The organism is Vibrio scophthalmi (assembly GCF_040869025.1).
GTDB lineage: Bacteria > Pseudomonadota > Gammaproteobacteria > Enterobacterales > Vibrionaceae > Vibrio > Vibrio scophthalmi.
The window spans coordinates 2,172,196-2,191,551 of the sequence record NZ_CP134271.1; the positions used below are offsets into that span (position 1 = coordinate 2,172,196).

The 19,356-nt window shown below is 45.4% G+C and carries 15 protein-coding genes and 2 pseudogenes; all 17 read left to right on the forward strand.

What is annotated here, in order from left to right; all coding sequences use genetic code 11:
- Nucleotides 1–80: 80 nt before the first annotated feature.
- Nucleotides 81–836 (forward strand): polyprenyl diphosphate synthase, encoded by a 756-nt coding sequence (uppS, locus tag RJD38_RS09945; RefSeq protein WP_005593371.1) that lies wholly within the window; start codon nt 81–83, stop codon nt 834–836.
- A gap of 10 nt (nt 837–846) precedes the next feature.
- Nucleotides 847–1,689, forward strand: coding sequence for a phosphatidate cytidylyltransferase (locus RJD38_RS09950; RefSeq protein WP_065545648.1), 843 nt, complete (start codon nt 847–849; stop codon nt 1,687–1,689).
- A 45-nt stretch (nt 1,690–1,734) separates the two neighbouring features.
- Nucleotides 1,735–2,943 (forward strand): 1-deoxy-D-xylulose-5-phosphate reductoisomerase, encoded by a 1,209-nt coding sequence (gene ispC / locus RJD38_RS09955; protein WP_065545647.1) that lies wholly within the window; start codon nt 1,735–1,737, stop codon nt 2,941–2,943.
- Nucleotides 2,940–4,298, forward strand: coding sequence for a sigma E protease regulator RseP (gene rseP, locus RJD38_RS09960; protein ID WP_065545646.1), 1,359 nt, complete (start codon nt 2,940–2,942; stop codon nt 4,296–4,298). Before ispC ends, rseP begins: the two co-directional genes overlap by 4 nt.
- A 39-nt stretch (nt 4,299–4,337) precedes the next feature.
- Nucleotides 4,338–6,740 (forward strand): outer membrane protein assembly factor BamA, encoded by a 2,403-nt coding sequence (bamA, locus tag RJD38_RS09965; RefSeq protein ID WP_065545645.1) that lies wholly within the window; start codon nt 4,338–4,340, stop codon nt 6,738–6,740.
- Nucleotides 6,741–6,754: 14 nt separating this feature from the next.
- Nucleotides 6,755–7,264, forward strand: a complete 510-nt coding sequence (locus RJD38_RS09970) for an OmpH family outer membrane protein (protein WP_065429903.1) — start codon at nt 6,755–6,757, stop codon at nt 7,262–7,264.
- Nucleotides 7,265–7,270: 6 nt separating this feature from the next.
- Nucleotides 7,271–8,302: a UDP-3-O-(3-hydroxymyristoyl)glucosamine N-acyltransferase gene (gene lpxD, locus RJD38_RS09975; protein ID WP_065545644.1), complete on the forward strand. Its 1,032-nt coding sequence runs from the start codon at nt 7,271–7,273 to the stop codon at nt 8,300–8,302.
- Nucleotides 8,303–8,453: 151 nt separating this feature from the next.
- Nucleotides 8,454–8,906, forward strand: coding sequence for a 3-hydroxyacyl-ACP dehydratase FabZ (gene fabZ, locus RJD38_RS09980; protein WP_065545989.1), 453 nt, complete (start codon nt 8,454–8,456; stop codon nt 8,904–8,906).
- 1 nt (nt 8,907) lies between these two features.
- Nucleotides 8,908–9,696, forward strand: coding sequence for an acyl-ACP--UDP-N-acetylglucosamine O-acyltransferase (gene lpxA, locus RJD38_RS09985; protein WP_005593363.1), 789 nt, complete (start codon nt 8,908–8,910; stop codon nt 9,694–9,696).
- A 79-nt stretch (nt 9,697–9,775) separates the two neighbouring features.
- Nucleotides 9,776–10,927 (forward strand): lipid-A-disaccharide synthase, encoded by a 1,152-nt coding sequence (gene lpxB / locus RJD38_RS09990; RefSeq protein ID WP_005593362.1) that lies wholly within the window; start codon nt 9,776–9,778, stop codon nt 10,925–10,927.
- Nucleotides 10,924–11,343, forward strand: a pseudogene (locus RJD38_RS09995) (ribonuclease HII); the annotation flags it as partial. The gene lpxB and the pseudogene RJD38_RS09995, both read left to right, overlap by 4 nt.
- A gap of 106 nt (nt 11,344–11,449) precedes the next feature.
- Complete coding sequence (locus RJD38_RS10000) at nt 11,450–12,658, forward strand: IS4 family transposase (RefSeq protein ID WP_032073033.1); 1,209 nt, start codon at nt 11,450–11,452, stop codon at nt 12,656–12,658.
- A gap of 14 nt (nt 12,659–12,672) precedes the next feature.
- Nucleotides 12,673–12,891: pseudogene (locus RJD38_RS10005) on the forward strand (ribonuclease HII); the annotation flags it as partial.
- A 55-nt stretch (nt 12,892–12,946) separates the two neighbouring features.
- Nucleotides 12,947–16,426: a DNA polymerase III subunit alpha gene (dnaE, locus tag RJD38_RS10010; protein WP_005593360.1), complete on the forward strand. Its 3,480-nt coding sequence runs from the start codon at nt 12,947–12,949 to the stop codon at nt 16,424–16,426.
- A gap of 37 nt (nt 16,427–16,463) precedes the next feature.
- On the forward strand, nt 16,464–17,423 hold the full coding sequence (accA, locus tag RJD38_RS10015) for an acetyl-CoA carboxylase carboxyl transferase subunit alpha (RefSeq protein ID WP_005593359.1): 960 nt from the start codon (nt 16,464–16,466) through the stop codon (nt 17,421–17,423).
- 95 nt (nt 17,424–17,518) lie between these two features.
- Nucleotides 17,519–18,829 (forward strand): tRNA lysidine(34) synthetase TilS, encoded by a 1,311-nt coding sequence (tilS, locus tag RJD38_RS10020; RefSeq protein ID WP_065545642.1) that lies wholly within the window; start codon nt 17,519–17,521, stop codon nt 18,827–18,829.
- Nucleotides 18,830–18,904: 75 nt separating this feature from the next.
- Nucleotides 18,905–19,243 (forward strand): nitrogen regulatory protein P-II, encoded by a 339-nt coding sequence (gene glnB, locus RJD38_RS10025; protein ID WP_005593356.1) that lies wholly within the window; start codon nt 18,905–18,907, stop codon nt 19,241–19,243.
- The last annotated feature ends 113 nt before the right edge of the window (nt 19,244–19,356 follow it).

The following is a 19,356-nucleotide window of genomic DNA, read 5'->3' on the forward strand; positions in this document are numbered from 1 at the left end:
ATCAAAAAAAAGCGCTATGCTCGCCGCATAGCGCTCTTTTATGCTACCCTCTGTCACCTGCCCGCAATCCAATAAGCTCTATGCATAACACACAACTCTCACCTGATTTACTTCCTAAACATATCGCTGTCATTATGGATGGCAATGGTCGCTGGGCGAAAGCTCAAGGAAAACCGCGTATTTTTGGCCATAAAAATGGTGTAACAGCAGTTCGTAAAACGATCTCTACTGCCGCGCGCCTCGGTATTAAAGCGGTGACTTTATTTGCTTTTAGTAGTGAAAACTGGCGTCGTCCAGAAGAAGAAGTCGGTGTGTTAATGGAGTTGTTTATCACTGTGCTGTCCACAGAGGTGAAAAAACTGCACAAAAATAATCTACGCTTACGTGTTATTGGTGATACTGCGCGCTTTAGCGAGCGCTTACAGAAAAAAATCGCTCAGGCGGAAGCGCTTACTGCGAGTAATGATGGCATGGTGATTAATATCGCAGCCAACTATGGTGGTAAATGGGATATTCTGGAAGCGACGAAATCAATCGCGGCGAAAGTGCAGGCAGGGGAAATGAGTATTGATGCGATTGACGATGATGTCATGACTGCGCATCTTACTATGTCAGATTTACCCGAAGTGGATCTCTTAATTCGCACCAGTGGTGAGTGTCGAATTAGTAATTTCATGCTTTGGCAATTGGCTTATGCGGAGATGTACTTTACTCCGATTTATTGGCCTGAATTTAATGAAGACAGTTTGATTGAGGCGGTGTCTTGGTTTGTTGACCGTGAACGTCGTTTTGGTTGTACTGGCGAACAAGTTAAAGCATTAATGGAATGCAACTAAGGACTAGAGTTTGAAACAAAGAATTATAACCGCGCTTATTCTTGCTCCATTAGTTATCCTTGCGATTTTTAAGCTTTCTTTGCCCCTTTTTATCGCACTGATCGCTATGGTGACCTTGATCGGTTTTTGGGAATGGACACAATTTGTTGATGCAAAATCTCGCGTACTTGCTTTAATACCAAGTATTGCGGTGACGATTGCTAGCTTTGTATTTATCCCTTCCGATGCCTTCTCTCTTAATTCTCTCACTAGTGCTCACTATACATTGCTAGCGATTGGCAGTGCCTGGTGGATTATTTCTAGTGTTTTAGCGATTACTTACCCTCGTTCTGCTGCCTGCTGGCAAAACTCCAAGTTATTGCGTCATCTGTTTGGCCTTTTAACCTTACTGCCTTTTCTGTGGAGCATAGTTATGCTGCGTGCGCAGGGAGTCACGGTTGATCCATACCATGGTGCTAAACTGGTACTGTATGTTTGTTTCATTGTGTGGGCGGCAGATAGTGGTGCGTATTTTGCTGGTAAGAGCATGGGGAAACGCAAGATGGCACCTCATGTCAGCCCAAATAAAACCATTGAGGGCTTAGTTGGCGGTATCTTAACGGCTTTGTTGGTCGGTTGGGGCACTGCGCAATGGTTTGATATCGAATTTAGCAGTACCACTGCGTTTGTACTGATCACGTTAGTCACGGTGGTTATTTCCGTGCTAGGCGATCTGGTTGAAAGCATGTTCAAACGTGTGTCAGGCATTAAAGACAGCAGTAATATTATTCCTGGCCACGGTGGTGTGTTAGATCGTATCGATAGCTTGACGGCTGCATTTCCTGTTTTTGCTCTTCTGTATTTCTCATTTTAAGTATGGTGCGGCCCATGGTCGCACTATCAATGACTGGTTCTCGTAATGCGTAAATTAACAATCCTAGGTGCTACTGGCTCTATTGGCGCTAGCACTTTGAAAGTTATCGAAAACAACCCTGATCAATTTCGTATTGTCGCGCTAGCTGCAGGACAAAATGTTGAGAAAATGGCTCAACTTTGTCTTAAGTGGCAACCTCGTTATGCTGTCATGGCAACTGAGCGAGCGGCGAATGAGTTGAGAAATACGCTGCAAACCACCAATGTTAAGACGGAAGTGTTATCCGGAGTGGAGGCGATGTGTTTGGTCTCTTCTTTTGACGAGATCGACACAGTGATGGCTGCGATTGTTGGCGCTGCGGGCTTGATGCCGACGATGGCGGCAGTCAAAGCGGGTAAGCGAGTGCTGCTAGCCAACAAAGAAGCCTTGGTTATGTCTGGCCAGCTTTTTGTTGATGCAGTTAAAGAGAGTGGCGCCGAGCTATTGCCCGTTGATAGTGAACACAATGCTATATTCCAATGCTTACCTCATGAAGTGCAAACGAATCTAGGTCATTGCGATTTGGATCATTATGGGATTCATAACATCTTGCTGACTGGCTCTGGTGGTCCATTTCGTTACAGCGACCTAGCAGAACTGAAAAATGTTACCCCAGAGCAAGCTATTGCTCATCCAAACTGGTCGATGGGGCCAAAAATATCAGTCGATTCAGCAACCATGATGAACAAGGGCTTAGAGTACATAGAAGCTAAGTGGTTGTTTAATGCCAGTCGTGAACAACTTAAAGTCGTTATCCATCCACAATCAGTGATTCACTCGATGGTGCAATATCGTGACGGTTCAACGCTTGCCCAATTGGGCGAACCGGATATGGCCACACCGATTGCTTTAACCTTATCTTATCCTGAGCGTATTCAAGCGGGTGTTAAGCCCTTGGATTTCACTCAAATCGGTGAGCTCACTTTTCTAGCGCCTGACTACAATCGTTATCCATGTTTAAAACTCGCGATCGATGCTTGCTACGAAGGTCAACACGCGACAACCGCTCTAAATGCTGCGAATGAAATTGCAGTTGAAGCGTTTTTAAATCGAAAATTACCCTTCACTGAGATTGCAGCAGTCAATAGCTGGGTAACCTCAAAAATATGTGCGATGAATGCACAACTGAGTTGCGATAGCTTGGAAAGCATTCTTGAGGTCGATAGAATGGCGCGAGCACTCGCGATGGAATTTATTGGTAGGCATCAAGCATGAGCGGAATATTATGGAACTTTGCCTCGTTCATTGTCGCCTTAGGCATTTTGGTCACAGTGCACGAGTTTGGTCACTTTTGGGTTGCTCGTCGTTGCGGCGTAAAGGTTGAACGGTTTTCGATCGGTTTTGGTAAATCGATTTGGAATAAAATCGGTAAAGATGGCACGGAATATACCATCGCGATGATTCCTTTGGGTGGTTACGTAAAAATGCTCGATGGCCGTGTTGATGAACTTACTGAAGACACCAAGTCATTTGCTTTTGATTTAAAACCACTATGGAAGCGCACCGCGATTGTTGCCGCAGGACCGGTGTTTAATTTCCTCTTTGCTATTTTTGCCTATTGGCTGGTTTTTCTTATTGGCGTACCAGCTGTTAAGCCTGTGATCGGTCAAGTGACCCCTTATTCAATCGCTGCACAAGGCGGTTTAGAATCAGGAATGGAACTAAAGACGATTTCAGGCGTCAAAACCGCGGATTGGGAATCAGTTAATATGGGGTTGGTTTCTCATATTGGTGATGAACGCCTAACCTTGACGGTTGCGCCAGCCAATGACCTCGGATTAGAGCAGCAATTGACGTTAGATATTTCGCAATGGCAGTTTGATCCAGAAAAAGAATCGGCAATGTCATCCCTAGGCTTTAAACCTTATACGCCAGAGATATCACTGAAATTGCAAACGATCTCTCCTGATGGAGCTGGAGCGGTTGCAGGACTGCAGGTTGGTGATACCTTAACCGCGCTAAATGGTGAACAGATTGCCAATTGGCAGCAGGTGGTTGACGCGATTCGCTCGAATGCCAATCAGGCACTTGAGCTTACTGTGCTGCGCCAGGGAGAGTTAATTGCATTGACGATTGTCCCTGATAGTCGAGAGTTAAAAGACGGTGAGCGGATTGGTTTTGCCGGAATCGCACCTGAAGTCGCAGAATGGCCGCAAAACTATCGATTCGATCTGCAATTTGGTGTATTTGAATCTATCGGTAAGGCGATTGATAAAACCGATCAAGTGATTGACTTGACCATTAGTATGCTCAAGAAGCTGATTGTTGGTGACGTGGGGTTAAATAACCTCAGTGGGCCGATTTCGATAGCAAAAGGAGCCGGAGCCACTGCTGATTATGGCTTGGTGTACTTTTTAGGTTTCTTAGCGTTAATCAGTGTCAATCTAGGCATTATAAATTTAGTTCCACTGCCGATGCTCGATGGTGGACATTTATTGTTTTTCGCAATCGAGGCGGTAATTCGACGCCCAGTACCAGAAAAGGTACAGGAAATGGGCTATCGTCTGGGAGGCGCGATCATATTTACACTTATGGCGGTCGCAATTTTTAACGACTTTGCGCGTTTATAAAGTAGATGCAGGTTGTAGTAAGGAATAACTAAAACAAGTATGGCGATGAAAAAAATTCTGTTGGCGACTTTGCTAGCAACGAGCGTATCTGCGAACGGCGCTGAAAATTTTGTTGTGCAAGATATCCAAGTTGATGGCTTGCAGCGTGTTGCATTGGGTGCAGCACTGCTAAAAATGCCGATTCGTATTGGTGATACAGTCAGTAATCAAGATGTTGCTGGTATTATTCGCGCACTTTATTCAACCGGCAACTTTGAAGATGTCAAAGTTTCACGTGATGGTGATGTTCTGGTCGTGCAAGTGATCGAGCGCCCGACTATCTCAACGGTTTCTTTTTCTGGCAACAGCGCGATTAAAGATGAGCAGTTACAGCAAAACCTTGATGCATCCGGTATTCGTGTTGGTGAGGCGTTAGATCGTACTACGTTATCGAATGTAGAAAAGAGTCTTGAAGACTTTTATTACAGCGTTGGTAAATATAATGCCAGTGTGAAAGCGGTTGTGACGCCTTTGCCGCGTAATCGAACCGATTTGAAGTTTGTCTTCACGGAAGGTGTTTCGGCAAAAATTAAACAAATTAACTTTATCGGTAACCAAGTGTTTAGCGATGAAGATTTGCGTGGTCGCTTTAACCTCAATGAAAATGTCTCATGGTGGAACTTCCTTTCCGATGATAAATATCAGAAGCAAGTTTTGGCGGGTGATATCGAGGCACTACGCTCGTACTACCTCGATCGCGGTTACTTAAAGTTTCAAGTGACGTCGACACAAGTTGCCATTTCACCAGATAAGAAAGGGGTTTATATCACCCTCAATATCGAGGAAGGTGACCAATACAGTGTTGAAGATGTCAAATTTCGTGGTGAGCTGATCGGTAAAGAAGCCGAATTTGAAAGCCTTGTGCCGTTTGAAGCTGGTGAAGTTTATAATGCCTCTCAGGTCACGGGCTTAGAAGATGGTGTAAAAAAGGCATTGGGTGAAGCAGGTTACGCTTACCCACAAGTGCGCACTATTCCTGAATTCAATGAAGAGACCAAACAAGTTTCTTTAATTGTTAATGTTGAACCTGGTCAGCGTATTTATGTGCGTGATATTCGTTTTGTGGGTAACAACTCGACAAAAGATGAAGTATTACGTCGTGAAATGCGTCAAATGGAAGGCAGTTGGCTCAATGGCAAGGCTTTAGAAACCAGTAAAGCGCGCTTAAATCGCCTTGGTTTCTTCGAAACCGTCGATGTACAAACCGTTCGAGTGCCTGGTAGTGAAGATCAGGTTGATCTAGTTTATAGCGTAAAAGAAGCCAACTCAGGTAGCATTAACTTTGGTGTTGGTTACGGTACGGAGTCTGGTGTGAGTTTTCAAGTGGGCTTACAGCAAGATAACTTTGCCGGTAGCGGTAATCGTGTCGGCATTAATGCCATGATGAATGATTATCAGAAAAACTTAACCTTAGAATATCGCGACCCATATTGGAACCTTGACGGTGTTAGTCTTGGCGGCAAAGTGTTCTACAACACTTTTGAAGCTAAAGAGGCAGGTATTGTCGACTATACCAATGAAAGTTACGGTACCAGTTTAACTTGGGGTTTCCCAGTTGACGAACTCAATCGAATTGACTTTGGTATTGGTTATACGCACAACAAGATTGGTAATGTGCCGAGTTATGATCAAGCAAAATTATTTGCACAGAGTATTGGCCAAGCAGATGGTGATATTCTGACCAATGATTTTGATATTAACCTATCTTGGACGCGTAATAACCTAAACCGTGGCTACTTCCCGACAGCGGGTAATTATCAAAGTGCGTTTGGTAAAATGACTGTACCCGGTTCGGATGCTCAGTATTTTAAGGTGCAGTATGACGTGCGCCAATACGTCCCATTGACTAAAAAGCATGAGTTTACCTTACTAATGCGTGGTCGTTTAGGCTACGGTAATGGTTATGGAGAAACGGATGGTAACGACAACCTATTCCCGTTCTATGAAAACTACTACGCGGGTGGTTTTACCACGCTACGTGGTTTTGGCTCTAACAGTGCTGGCCCAAAAGCTGTTTATACCGATCTATCGGGCAGCTGTGGTAACAAAGGTTGTGTCACTGCCACAGATGATTCTGTGGGGGGGAATGCGGTAGCTTTGGCCAGTCTTGAATTGATCTTCCCAACCCCGTTCGCATCAGATGAAGCACGTAGTCAAGTGCGCACCAGTGCTTTCGTTGATGCGGCGAGTGTATGGGATACTGAATTTGTTTACCGAGGTGATATAGGCGATGAGAAATATTTCGACTATTCTGATCCTGGTAATTACCGCGCTTCTTATGGTGTTGCGTTACAATGGATGTCACCGATGGGACCGTTGGTCTTCTCGGTAGCGAAACCTATTGAAATTTATGAAGGTGATGATGAAGAGTTCTTCACTTTCACAATCGGCAGAACTTTCTAATTAAGGAAAATCTAGTGAATAAAATGATTAAAGCGGCTGGTCTTGGCTTTGTAGTAATGACCTCTTCTCTTTTTGCTACTGCAGCAGAAGCCGCACAAAAAATTGGTTACATCAATACGGCACAAGTTTTTCAATCACTGCCACAGCGCGAAGTTGTTTTGCAGAAAATGCAGGAAGAATTTAAAGATAAGACCGATGAGTTAAAAGCAATTCAAGCAGAAGCGAAGACTAAAATTGAAAAATTAAAGCGTGACGGTGAGTTACTTGGACAAGAAGAGATTGAAAAGTTACGTATCGAAATCGGCCAGCTGGATAGTAAATACAAGATCAAAGGCCAAGCGCTTGAGCAATCATCAAAGCAACGTGAAGCGCAAGAAACTCAAAAACTGTTTCAGTTGATTCAAAACGCCGTTGATAAAGTTGCCGCAAAAGAAGGCTACGATTTAATACTGGATGCGCAAGCGGTACGTTTCGCTAAGCCAGAGTACAACATCTCTGAAAAAGTAATTAAAGCACTAAAATAAGATTTTATGAAGACATTAACATTAGCCGAATTGGCAACCATTACAGGGGGAGAGCTCCATGGTGACGCTGCTGCGACAGTGACCATGGTTGCACCAATGGATAAAGCGCAGCAAGGTCATGTGACGTTTCTGTCTAATCCTAAGTACGCAAAACACTTAGCAGAGTGTCAAGCGACGGTTGTTATGGTGAAAGAAGCCCAGCGCGAGCTTTGTTCAGGTAATGCGCTTATCGTGGCAGACCCTTACGTCGCTTTTGCTAAAGTGGCGCAAGCTCTCGATGTAACACCAAAAGCGGCGTCAGCCATTGCACCGTCGGCGGTTATCGATCCTACCGCTTCTCTTGGCGAGAATGTTGCAATCGGTGCTAATGCAGTGATTGAAGAAGGCGTTACGCTGGGCGATAACGTTATTATCGGTGCAGGGTGTTTTGTCGGTAAGAATGCAAAAATCGGCAATAGCACTCAGCTATGGTCTAATGTAAGTGTCTATCATAACGTTGAGATCGGTTCAGATTGCCTAGTGCAAGCGAATACGGTCATCGGTAGTGATGGTTTTGGTTATGCCAATGAAAAAGGGGAGTGGATTAAAATTCCTCAGCTTGGCACCGTGCGAATTGGTAACCGAGTTGAGATTGGTGCTTGTACCACGATCGACCGTGGCGCACTGGACGATACCATCATTGCGGATAACGTGATCATTGATAACCAGATGCAAATCGCGCACAACGTTGAAATTGGCTATGGCACAGCGATGGCTGGAGCTACGGTTGTCGCGGGAAGCACAAAAATTGGTAAATACTGCATCATAGGCGGGGCCAGTGTCATTAATGGCCATATTGAAATTGCTGATGGTGTTACGATTACCGGTATGGGTATGGTGATGCGCAGTATTGAAGAGAAAGGTATGTACTCTTCAGGTATCCCACTACAAACCAATAAAGAGTGGCGCAGAACAGCCACTCGAGTCCATCGAATTGATGAGATGAATAAGCGCCTGAAAGCGGTTGAAAAACAGCTAGAAGAAAACGCGGATTCTTAACTCGTTTTGGGTAATTAGAAGGCTCGCAACTGCGGGTCTTTTTTCGCTATATACTTAACAACATAGGATGTGGCTTAGCATCGCAGCTTTAGTTGGGTATAATGTTAAGCAGAAACCACATTTAGCATGCAAAATATTTAGGAATATGACTTTGACTACCGAGAAGAAAACGATGGACATCACTGAGATTCAGCAACTGTTGCCGCATCGCTACCCATTTTTATTGATTGATCGTGTTATCGACTTCCAAGAAGAAAAGTATCTGACCGCGATCAAAAACGTCTCTGTAAACGAACCGCAATTTACCGGTCATTTCCCTCAGCTCCCAGTATTTCCAGGTGTATTAATTCTTGAAGCAATGGCTCAAGCAACAGGTCTACTTGCGTTTAAATCGTTTGGTGCGCCATCGGGTAATGAGCTTTACTATTTTGCCAGCGTTGATAACGCGAAATTCCGCAAGCCAGTAACGCCTGGTGATCAACTTGTGATTGAAGTGGAATTTGTTAAAGAGCGTCGTGGTATTGCTGCGTTCAAATGTGCTGCGAAAGTAGACGGTGACGTCGTGTGTTCTGCAGACCTAAAATGTGCACGTCGAGAGTTTTAATATGATTCATGAAAGCGCTCAAATTCACCCATCAGCGGTTGTTGAAGAAGGTGCAAAAATCGGTGCTAACGTTACCGTTGGACCTTTCACTTACATTACGGCTAACGTAGAAATTGGTGAAGGTACTGAAGTAATGTCTCATGTGGTGATCAAAGGCCACACCAAAATTGGTAAAGAGAACCGTATTTTTCCTCACGCAGTGATTGGTGAAGAGAACCAAGACAAGAAATATGGTGGCGAAGATACCACTGTAGTGATCGGTGACCGGAACGTGATTCGTGAAGCGGTACAGATCCACCGTGGTACAACGCAAGATAAAGCCACCACGGTTATTGGCGACGATAACTTACTGTGTGTTAACGCTCACGTAGCGCACGATGTCATTGTTGGCAATCATACTCACATTGGTAACAATGCGATTTTAGGTGGTCATGTAACGGTAGGCGATTATGCTGGCGTTATGGCTCTATCAGCTATTCACCCATTCTGCACCATTGGCGCATACGCTTATATTGGTGGTTGTTCTGCGGTGGTACAAGATGTATTGCCGTACGTATTGGCGCAAGGTAACCATGCATCTCCATTTGGTCTAAACCTAGTCGGTTTGAAGCGCAACGGTTTTGAAAAGCCGGAAATTCGCGCACTGCAGAAAGCGTACAAAGAGATTTACCGCTCCGGTAAAACAATGGAAGAAGTAAAACCAATTTTAGCTGAAATGGCCCAAGAGTGGCCTGCGGTGGAACCAATGCTGAAGATAATCGAATCAACAGAACGTGGTATTATCCGCTAAGTCTCAGAGTGGTTGAGTGAAAAAAGATCGCAGCACCAAACTGCGATCTTTTTGCGTTTTAAGGTAAGGGGATAAAAAGATGGAAAGGCCACTACGAATCGGTATCGTTGCGGGAGAACTCTCAGGGGATACGCTGGGAGAAGGCTTTATTAAAGCGATTAAGTTGCGTTACCCAGATGCTGAGTTTGTTGGCATTGGCGGACCTAAGATGATGCAGCAGGGCTGCCAATCATTGTTTGATATGGAAGAGCTTTCCGTGATGGGTCTAGTCGAAGTTTTAGGCCGTTTGCCGCGTTTGCTGAAAGTTAAAGCAGAACTGGTAAAGTACTTCACTCAAAATCCACCCGATGTGTTTATTGGCATTGATGCGCCTGATTTTAACCTTCGCCTTGAACTTGATCTGAAAAATGCAGGTATCAAAACAGTTCACTATGTCAGCCCTTCTGTTTGGGCTTGGCGTCAAAAGCGTATTTTCGGTATCGCAAAAGCTACGAATTTGGTTTTGGCTTTCCTCCCATTTGAAAAAGCGTTTTACGATAAGTTTAATGTGCCTTGTGAGTTTATTGGTCATACTTTAGCTGATGCGATTCCTCTCAAGTCGGATAAAGCCCCCGCCCGAGAACTCCTTGGTCTTGCGCAAGATAAATCGTGGCTGGCGGTATTGCCGGGCAGTCGTGGTAGCGAATTGAATATGTTGGCTGAGCCTTTTATTCAAGCTTGTAAACGCTTACATGCTCAGCAGCCAGATTTAGGCTTTGTCGTTGCATTGGTTAATCAGAAGCGTCGTGAACAGTTTGAAGCGGCTTGGCGAGAATATGCCCCAGAGCTTGAGTTTGTCTTGGTTGATGATACCGCTAAGAATGTGATCACAGCAGCTGATGCGGTGATGTTGGCTTCAGGCACCGTTGCTCTAGAATGTATGCTGATCAAGCGACCAATGGTTGTAGGCTATAAAGTGAATGCGTTTACCGCCTTTTTGGCGCGTCGTATGTTGAAAACGAAATATGTTTCTTTACCGAATATTTTGGCCGATCAAGCGTTAGTCAAAGAGTTTCTTCAGCAAGATTGTACCCCGGAGAATTTGAGCCAAGAAGTGCTGCAATTGTTAGGGCAACACGGTGACGATATGGTAGAAAAGTTTACCGAGATGCACCATTGGATTCGTAAGGACGCCGATACGCAAGCGGCCAACGCGGTACTAAGTTTAATTGGAAAGAGCAAACAAGCATGACAACAGTAAAAAGCAAAGAAAAAAAAGAATTGCCTCCATTTGAATACCCACAAGGCTACCAGCTTATCGCTGGTGTGGATGAGGTGGGGCGTGGCCCTTTGGTGGGGGATGTCGTGACCGCCGCTGTTATTCTTGATCCTAACAATCCGATTGAAGGCCTCAACGATTCAAAGAAATTGAGTGAGAAAAAACGCTTAGCGCTACTTCCTGAAATCAAAGAAAAAGCATTAGCATGGGCAATTGGTCGATGCTCTCCTGAAGAGATTGACCAACTGAATATTTTGCAAGCAACCATAGTGGCTATGCAGCGCGCCATAGCGGGTTTATCGGTGCAACCAGATCTAGCGCTGATTGATGGTAACCGCTGCCCGGCGTTGTCAATGGATGCGATTGCGGTGGTTAAAGGTGATTTGCGCTGAGGAATCCCCTAATGATTTTGATAAAAATCATAAATTTAAGGTAGATGCACATCTTGTCATGTGATCAAATGGTTCTGAGAAAAATCAATAACCAGACAACAAGATGTGCGAACTCGATATTTTACACGACTCTCTTTACCAATTCTGCCCTGAATTGCACTTAAAACGACTCAACAGTTTAACGCTGGCTTGCCACGCATTACTTGAATGTAAAACGCTCACTCTTACCGAACTTGGTCGTAACCTGCCAACGAAAGCCAGAACAAAACATAACATCAAACGAATCGACAGATTGTTAGGTAATCGTCACTTGCACAAAGAGCGACTCGCTGTATACCGTTGGCATGCCAGCTTTATCTGTTCAGGTAATTCGATGCCCATTGTTCTTGTTGACTGGTCTGATATTCGTGAGCAAAAACGGCTTATGGTATTGCGGGCTTCGGTGGCACTACATGGTCGTTCTATTACTCTTTATGAGAAAGCCTTTCCGCTTTCAGAGCAATGTTCAAAGAAGGCTCATGACCAATTTCTAGCCGACCTTGCAAGCATTCTACCGAGTAACACTACACCGCTCATTGTCAGTGATGCTGGCTTTAAAGTGCCATGGTATAAATCCGTTGAAAAGCTAGGTTGGTACTGGTTAAGTCGAGTCAGAGGGAAAGTGCAATATGCAGATTTAGGTGCGGAAAACTGGCAACCTATCAGCAACTTACATAGCATATCCTCAAGTCGCTCAAAGACTTTAGGCTATAAGAGGTTGACTAAGAGCAACCCAATTTCATGTCAAATTGCACTGTATAAATCACGTCCTAAAGGCCGAAAAAATCAGCGTTCGACACGGACTAATTGTCATCATCCGTCACCTAAAATCTACTCCGCTTCGACAAAAGAACCATGGGTTTTAGCGACTAACTTGCCCGTTGAAATCCGAACACCAAAGCAACTTGTTAGGCTCTACTCGAAGCGTATGCAAATTGAAGAAACCTTCCGAGACTTGAAAAGCCCAGCCTACGGTTTAGGCCTCCGTCATAGCCGAACTAGCAGCTCAGAGCGCTTTGATATCATGCTGCTAATCGCCCTAATGCTTCAACTGACATTTTGGCTTGCTGGAGTTCATGGTCAGAAACAAGGTTGGGATAAGCACTTCCAAGCTAACACTGTCAAAAATCGAAATGTACTCTCAACAGTGCGCTTAGGGATGGAAGTTTTGCGGCATTCTGGCTACACAATAACGAGGGAAGACTTGCTCGCGGCTGCAACCCTGCTTGCTCAAAATCTATTCAAACATGGTTGTGCTTTGGGGAAATTATGAGGGGATCCCTCAGTGATTTGCGTGTAGCAGAGATCAGTGCAGCATCAATTTTGGCTAAAGTGGTACGTGACCAAGAAATGGAAGAGTTGGATAAACAATACCCACAGTTTGGTTTTGCCAAGCATAAAGGCTACCCAACCAAAGCGCATTTTGATGCCATTGAGCAACATGGCGTGATTGAACAACACCGTAAAAGCTTCAAACCAGTGAAAAAAGCGCTCGGAATAGAGTAACAATCACGTAGAATAACCACAGCCAAGAATAAAGCGTCAACACCGGAAAGTATTAATGTCAGAACCAAAGTTTATCCATCTTCGAGTCCACAGTGACTACTCCATGATCGATGGCCTATCAAAAGTGCCTCCGCTGGTGAAGAAAGTCGCCGAGATGGGTATGCCTGCAATGGCATTAACCGATTTTACCAACTTATGTGGTTTGGTGAAGTTTTATGGTGCGGCGCACGGCTGTGGTATCAAACCCATCATTGGTGCTGATTTTGTCATGCAGTCACCGGAATTTGGTGATGAACTGACTAAATTAACCGTTATTGCGAGCGATAATACTGGTTATAAAAACTTAACTCTGTTGATCTCGAAAGCGTACTTGCGTGGGCACGTTCAACACCAGCCCGTTATCGATAGAGAGTGGTTAGTGGAATTAGCTGAAGGGCTGATCATTCTCTCTGGCGGTAAAAGTGGCGAGATTGGTAAAGCGCTATTAAAAGGCAACCAAGCATTGGTGAATCAGTGCGTGGGTTTTTATCAGCAATACTTTGCCGATCGCTTTTACCTTGAATTGACACGTACGGGTCGTGCCGATGAAGAGAGCTACCTTCACTTTGCGTTAGAGTTGGCCGAGCGCGCTGACTTACCTGTTGTCGCCACCAATGAAGTGGTGTTCTTGCGTGAAGATTTGTTTGATGCGCACGAAATCCGCGTGGCTATCCACGATGGTTATACCCTTGAGGACCCTCGTCGTCCTAAGAATTACAGCTCTCAGCAATACCTACGTAGTGAAGAAGAGATGTGCGAGCTATTCGCGGACATCCCTGAAGCACTCGAGAACAGTGTTGAGATTGCTAAGCGTTGTAATGTGACAGTAAGGCTGTGGGAGTACTTCCTACCCGCTTTCCCAACAGAAGGGATGGAAGAAACAGACTTTCTTGTGATGAAGTCTCGTGAAGGCTTAGAAGAGCGTTTAGAATTCCTCTTTCCTGATGAAGCAGTCCGTTTGGCTCGTCGCCCAGAATATGATGAGCGTCTGCAGATTGAACTCGACGTAATCAACCAGATGGGATTCCCTGGTTACTTCTTGATCGTAATGGAGTTTATCCAGTGGTCAAAAGACAATGAGATTCCTGTTGGTCCGGGTCGTGGTTCAGGTGCTGGCTCGTTGGTGGCATACGCGCTGAAGATCACGGATTTGGATCCACTTGAATACGATCTGCTGTTCGAACGTTTTCTAAACCCAGAACGTGTATCGATGCCCGATTTCGACGTCGATTTCTGTATGGATAAGCGTGACCAAGTGATTGACCACGTAGCCGAAATGTATGGACGTGATGCGGTATCACAGATCATCACCTTTGGTACCATGGCGGCGAAAGCGGTTATTCGCGATGTTGGCCGTGTTTTAGGCCATCCATTTGGTTTTGTTGACCGCATCTCTAAGCTTGTGCCGCCAGATCCGGGTATGACACTCGAAAAAGCCTTTGCCGCAGAGCCTGCATTACCAGAGCTGTACGCTGCGGATGAAGAAGTCAAAGAGCTGATTGATAAGTGCCGTATTCTGGAAGGTTGTACACGAAACGCAGGTAAACATGCGGGTGGTGTGGTTATCTCGCCAACCACGATTACCGATTTTGCGCCTATCTATGCCGATGCGGAAGGACACTTCCCTGTTACTCAATTTGATAAGAATGATGTTGAAACCGCAGGCCTGGTAAAATTCGACTTCTTGGGCCTGCGTACGCTGACCATCATTGACTGGGCACTGCGTCTGATTAATCCAAGGCTAGAACGTGAAGGGAAAGCCCCGGTACGTATCGAGTCTATCCCATTGGTTGATGAAGCCTCGTTCCGGTTGCTGCAAAACTCAGAAACCACGGCGGTATTCCAGCTTGAATCTCGTGGTATGAAAGAGCTGATCAAGCGGCTGCAACCAGACTGTTTTGAAGATATCATCGCATTGGTGGCTCTATTCCGTCCGGGCCCACTACAGTCGGGCATGGTAGATAACTTTATCGACCGTAAGCATGGCCGAGAAGCGGTCTCTTACCCGGATGAAAAGTGGCAACATGAGTCACTAAAAGAGATCCTAGAGCCGACGTACGGCATCATTCTTTATCAAGAACAGGTCATGCAGATCGCACAGGTCTTATCTGGTTATACCCTTGGTGGCGCGGACATGCTTCGTCGTGCGATGGGTAAGAAAAAACCGGAAGAGATGGCCAAGCAGCGTGCTACCTTCGAAGAAGGCGCGGTAGCCAACGGCGTTGATGGCGAATTGGCGATGAAAATCTTCGACTTAGTAGAAAAGTTCGCAGGTTACGGTTTTAACAAATCGCACTCAGCCGCTTACGCACTGGTTTCTTACCAAACATTATGGTTAAAAACCCATTACCCAGCTGAATTTATGGCGGCTGTAATGACGGCCGATATGGACAACACCGAAAAAGTGGTTGGCTTGGTCGATGAATGCTTGCGCATGAAGCTGAAAGTGTTACCGCCAGACATTAACTCCGGTTTGTACCGCTTTAATGTTGATGAAGACGGCGCGATTGTTTACGGTATCGGTGCAATCAAAGGGGTTGGTGAAGGTCCAATTGAAGCGATATTAGCGTCGCGTAACCAAGATGGTCACTTTAAGGATTTGTTTGATTTTTGCGCTCGTATTGATTTGAAAAAGGTCAATAAACGCGTGATAGAAAAATTGATCTATGCTGGTGCATTGGACCGATTAGGCCCACACCGTGCCGCTTTGATGGCCTCATTGAATGATGCGGTGAAGGCCGCGAGTCAACATCATCAAGCAGAGTCTTTTGGTCAGACGGATCTGTTTGGCGTTCTCACCGAAGCCCCTGAAGAAGTTGAGCATAAATATACTAAAGTGCCGCCGTGGCCTGAAAAAGTATGGCTGGAAGGTGAGCGTGATACACTCGGTCTTTATTTGACCGGTCACCCAATTAATGCCTACATCAAGGAACTGGGCAAGTACACTAGCTGTCGACTTAATGATGCAACGCCGACTAGACGCGATCAATCGGTTACGATTGCGGGCTTGGTGATTGCCGCGCGAGTGATGACCACCAAGCGAGGAAACCGTATTGGTTTGATGACACTCGATGATCGCAGTGGCCGGATGGAAGTGATGTTGTTCTCAGATGCGCTAGAACGATATGCAGAATTACTTGAAAGCGATAAAATTTTAGTCGTTTCCGGACAGGTCAGCTTTGATGATTTCAACGGGGGTCTTAAAATGACCGCGCGCGAGGTCATGGATCTTGGCAGTGCCCGTGAAAAATATGCACGTGGCCTTTCTGTTTCGATTAGCGAAGCGCAAATCGATAACCAATTTTTTGAGCGCTTTAATACCATCTTAGAGCCTTATCGTGCAGGAACGATTCCTGTCCATGTATACTACCAACGTTCAGATGCTAGAGCGCGCTTAACGTTGGGTACTGAGTGGCGCGTAACGCCAAGCGACACGCTACTTGATGATTTAAAACAGCTGCTTGGACCTGACCAAGTAGAACTCGAATTTAACTAAATTCGGCACTGATTGCCGAATATAAAAGGATCGATAGATGAGCCTAAACTTTCTAGAATTTGAAAAGCCTATCGCAGAACTTGAAGCTAAAATCGAAGCGCTGCGTGACGTTTCTCGCCATGGTGGTGATGCTGGTGTAGATCTTAATAAAGAGATTGAGCAGTTAGAGAAGAAGAGCTTAGAGCTTAAAAAGAAAATCTTCAGCGATTTAGGTGCGTGGGAAACGGCTCAACTTGCTCGTCACCCTCGTCGTCCGTATACCTTGGACTACATCGAGCATATCTTTACTGAATTTGATGAACTGGCAGGCGATCGTGCTTACGCTGATGATAAAGCGATTGTTGGTGGTATTGCTCGTTTAGAAGGCCGCCCAGTGATGATCATTGGTCATCAAAAAGGTCGTGAAACCAAAGAGAAAGTAAAACGTAATTTTGGTATGCCAAAACCGGAAGGCTACCGCAAAGCACTGCGCTTAATGCAAACCGCAGAACGTTTTAACATGCCGATCATCACCTTTATCGACACCGCGGGCGCATACCCAGGTCTTGGTGCTGAAGAGCGTGGCCAATCAGAAGCGATCGCAACCAACCTAAAAGTCATGGCTGGTCTAACCGTTCCCGTTATCTGTAACGTAGTCGGTGAAGGCGGTTCAGGTGGTGCATTGGCGATTGGTGTCGGTGACTATGTCAATATGCTACAGTACTCAACCTACTCAGTGATTTCGCCAGAAGGCTGTGCTTCTATCTTATGGCGCGATTCAGATAAAGCGCCTCAGGCGGCGGAAGCGATGGGTCTTATCGCTCCACGTTTGAAAGAGCTAGAGCTAATCGATGAGATTATCAGTGAGCCGTTAGGTGGTGCGCACAGCGACCATAAACAAACGGCAGAAAATGTAAAAGAAACGCTATTGCGCCAACTTGCTGAGTTGGAACAGTTTGACGAAGAATCTTTGATGGCTCGCCGTTACCAGCGTTTAATGAACTACGGTTACTGTTGATTCATTGAATAACAAAGAAAAGGGTTGGGCATGGTCTCAACCCTTTTTGTTTTGCGCTAGAATAGCGATGACTTAAGACACTCTTGTGAGCGGCCATGGACTCTCTTTACGCCATTTTTTCTCAATCACTGCAACAGCAACAGCCCAACAAAATCGTTTTAGCATTGAGCGGTGGGGTTGATTCCCGCTTACTATTGGCTTTATTGAGCCGCTATCAACAAACGCATGGTGTTGTCTGCATAGCGGTGCACGTGCACCATGGATTAAGTGAAAATGCCGATCAATGGGCTCTGCAATGCCAGCAATGGTCACAGCAAGCAGGGATAAAATGTGTGGTTGAGCAGGTTCAGCTTGATCATAGTGGGAAAAGCCTTGAGGAATGTGCCCGCGAGGTGCGTTATCAAGCATTAAGTCAGCATGTTGAACAAGGCGATATATTGATTACCGGTCAACATAGCGATGATCAATTAGAAACATTTTTACTGGCCTTAAAGCGGGGGAGTGGTCCAAAAGGACTCTCGGCGATGGCGCAAGTGATGCCGTGGCGAAATGGCTTAATCGTACGGCCTTTACTTACTGTGCCACGTACAGAGATAGAGCGAGTTGCACAGCAGTTACAGTTGCAATGGGTGGAAGATGAAAGCAATCAAGATACGCGTTTTGACCGTAACTTTATTCGCCATCAAATTACTCCCGTACTCAAGCAGCGTTGGCCTCATATCCATAGTGCGGTGCAGCGCAGTGCAGAGCTATGTGCTGAACAAGAAGCGTTACTAGTCGAATTATTGACAGAGCAATTTGAAAGCGCGTTGGCTAGTGATGGCAGCCTTTCTATTGCTACTCTAGAAAGCAAAAGTGAGCGGGTACGCATGCAGTTACTGCGCATGTGGTTTGCCGAGGCTCAATTGCGCATGCCAAGCCGTGATCATCTGGCTTTAATTTGGCAGCAAGTGGCTTTGGCGACCGATGATGCCAACCCTATTCTCAATTTAGGTCAGATACAGATACGTCGTTTTGCGCAATGTTTATATCAAGTATTGCCTGCCGAAGAAATCAGCCATTGGCAGGCGCCACTGTATGTTGATCAATGCCTGATACTTCCTGATGGCGTTGGAGAATTGCGGTTATCAGCCTCTCCAATGGGAGAGTTGGCACTAACCGAGCAGCAAGTGAGTCAACTGTCGATAAGTTTCAATCCGGAAGGTTTAACTGCTCATCCGGTTGGTCGTGGCCATAGCCGTAAACTGAAAAAATTATTTCAGGAGTATGGCGTGCCGAGCTGGTTAAGACGTCGAACACCGATCCTATTATGTGGTGATGAGGTGGTTGCGGTGCTAGGGCTATTTAATTGCAAACCTTTTGCTGGTAAAGGTTATAAATTGGATTGGCGAGCGAAAGCACGTTAGGCTAAAGGCTTGGGCTTTTTATTCGTGACTCTTTTTGGGATAATGATTGAAATAACGTAAGTTTAAGGGATGAACATGAAAAAGATTGAGGCGATCATTAAGCCTTTTAAGCTGGATGATGTGCGCGAAGCACTCGCAGAAGTTGGTATTACCGGCATGACAGTATCGGAAGTAAAAGGCTTTGGCCGTCAAAAAGGTCATACAGAGCTGTACCGTGGTGCAGAGTATATGGTCGACTTTTTACCTAAAGTGAAGCTTGAAATCGTCGTGACTGATGATGTCGCGGACCAGTGTGTCGATACCATTATTGAAACGGCGCAAACCGGAAAAATTGGTGATGGTAAAATCTTTATCACTAGCGTTGAACGTGTTGTTCGTATTCGTACTGGTGAAGAAGACGAAGACGCAATCTAATTCAAATAAAAGAGCCGTACGGCTCTTTTATTTTTTGAGCCGGCCATATTGGATGGCGACGCTTTAAATCAATAAGGATATTCAATCAGCTTTTGGCTGGATGAGCATTATCC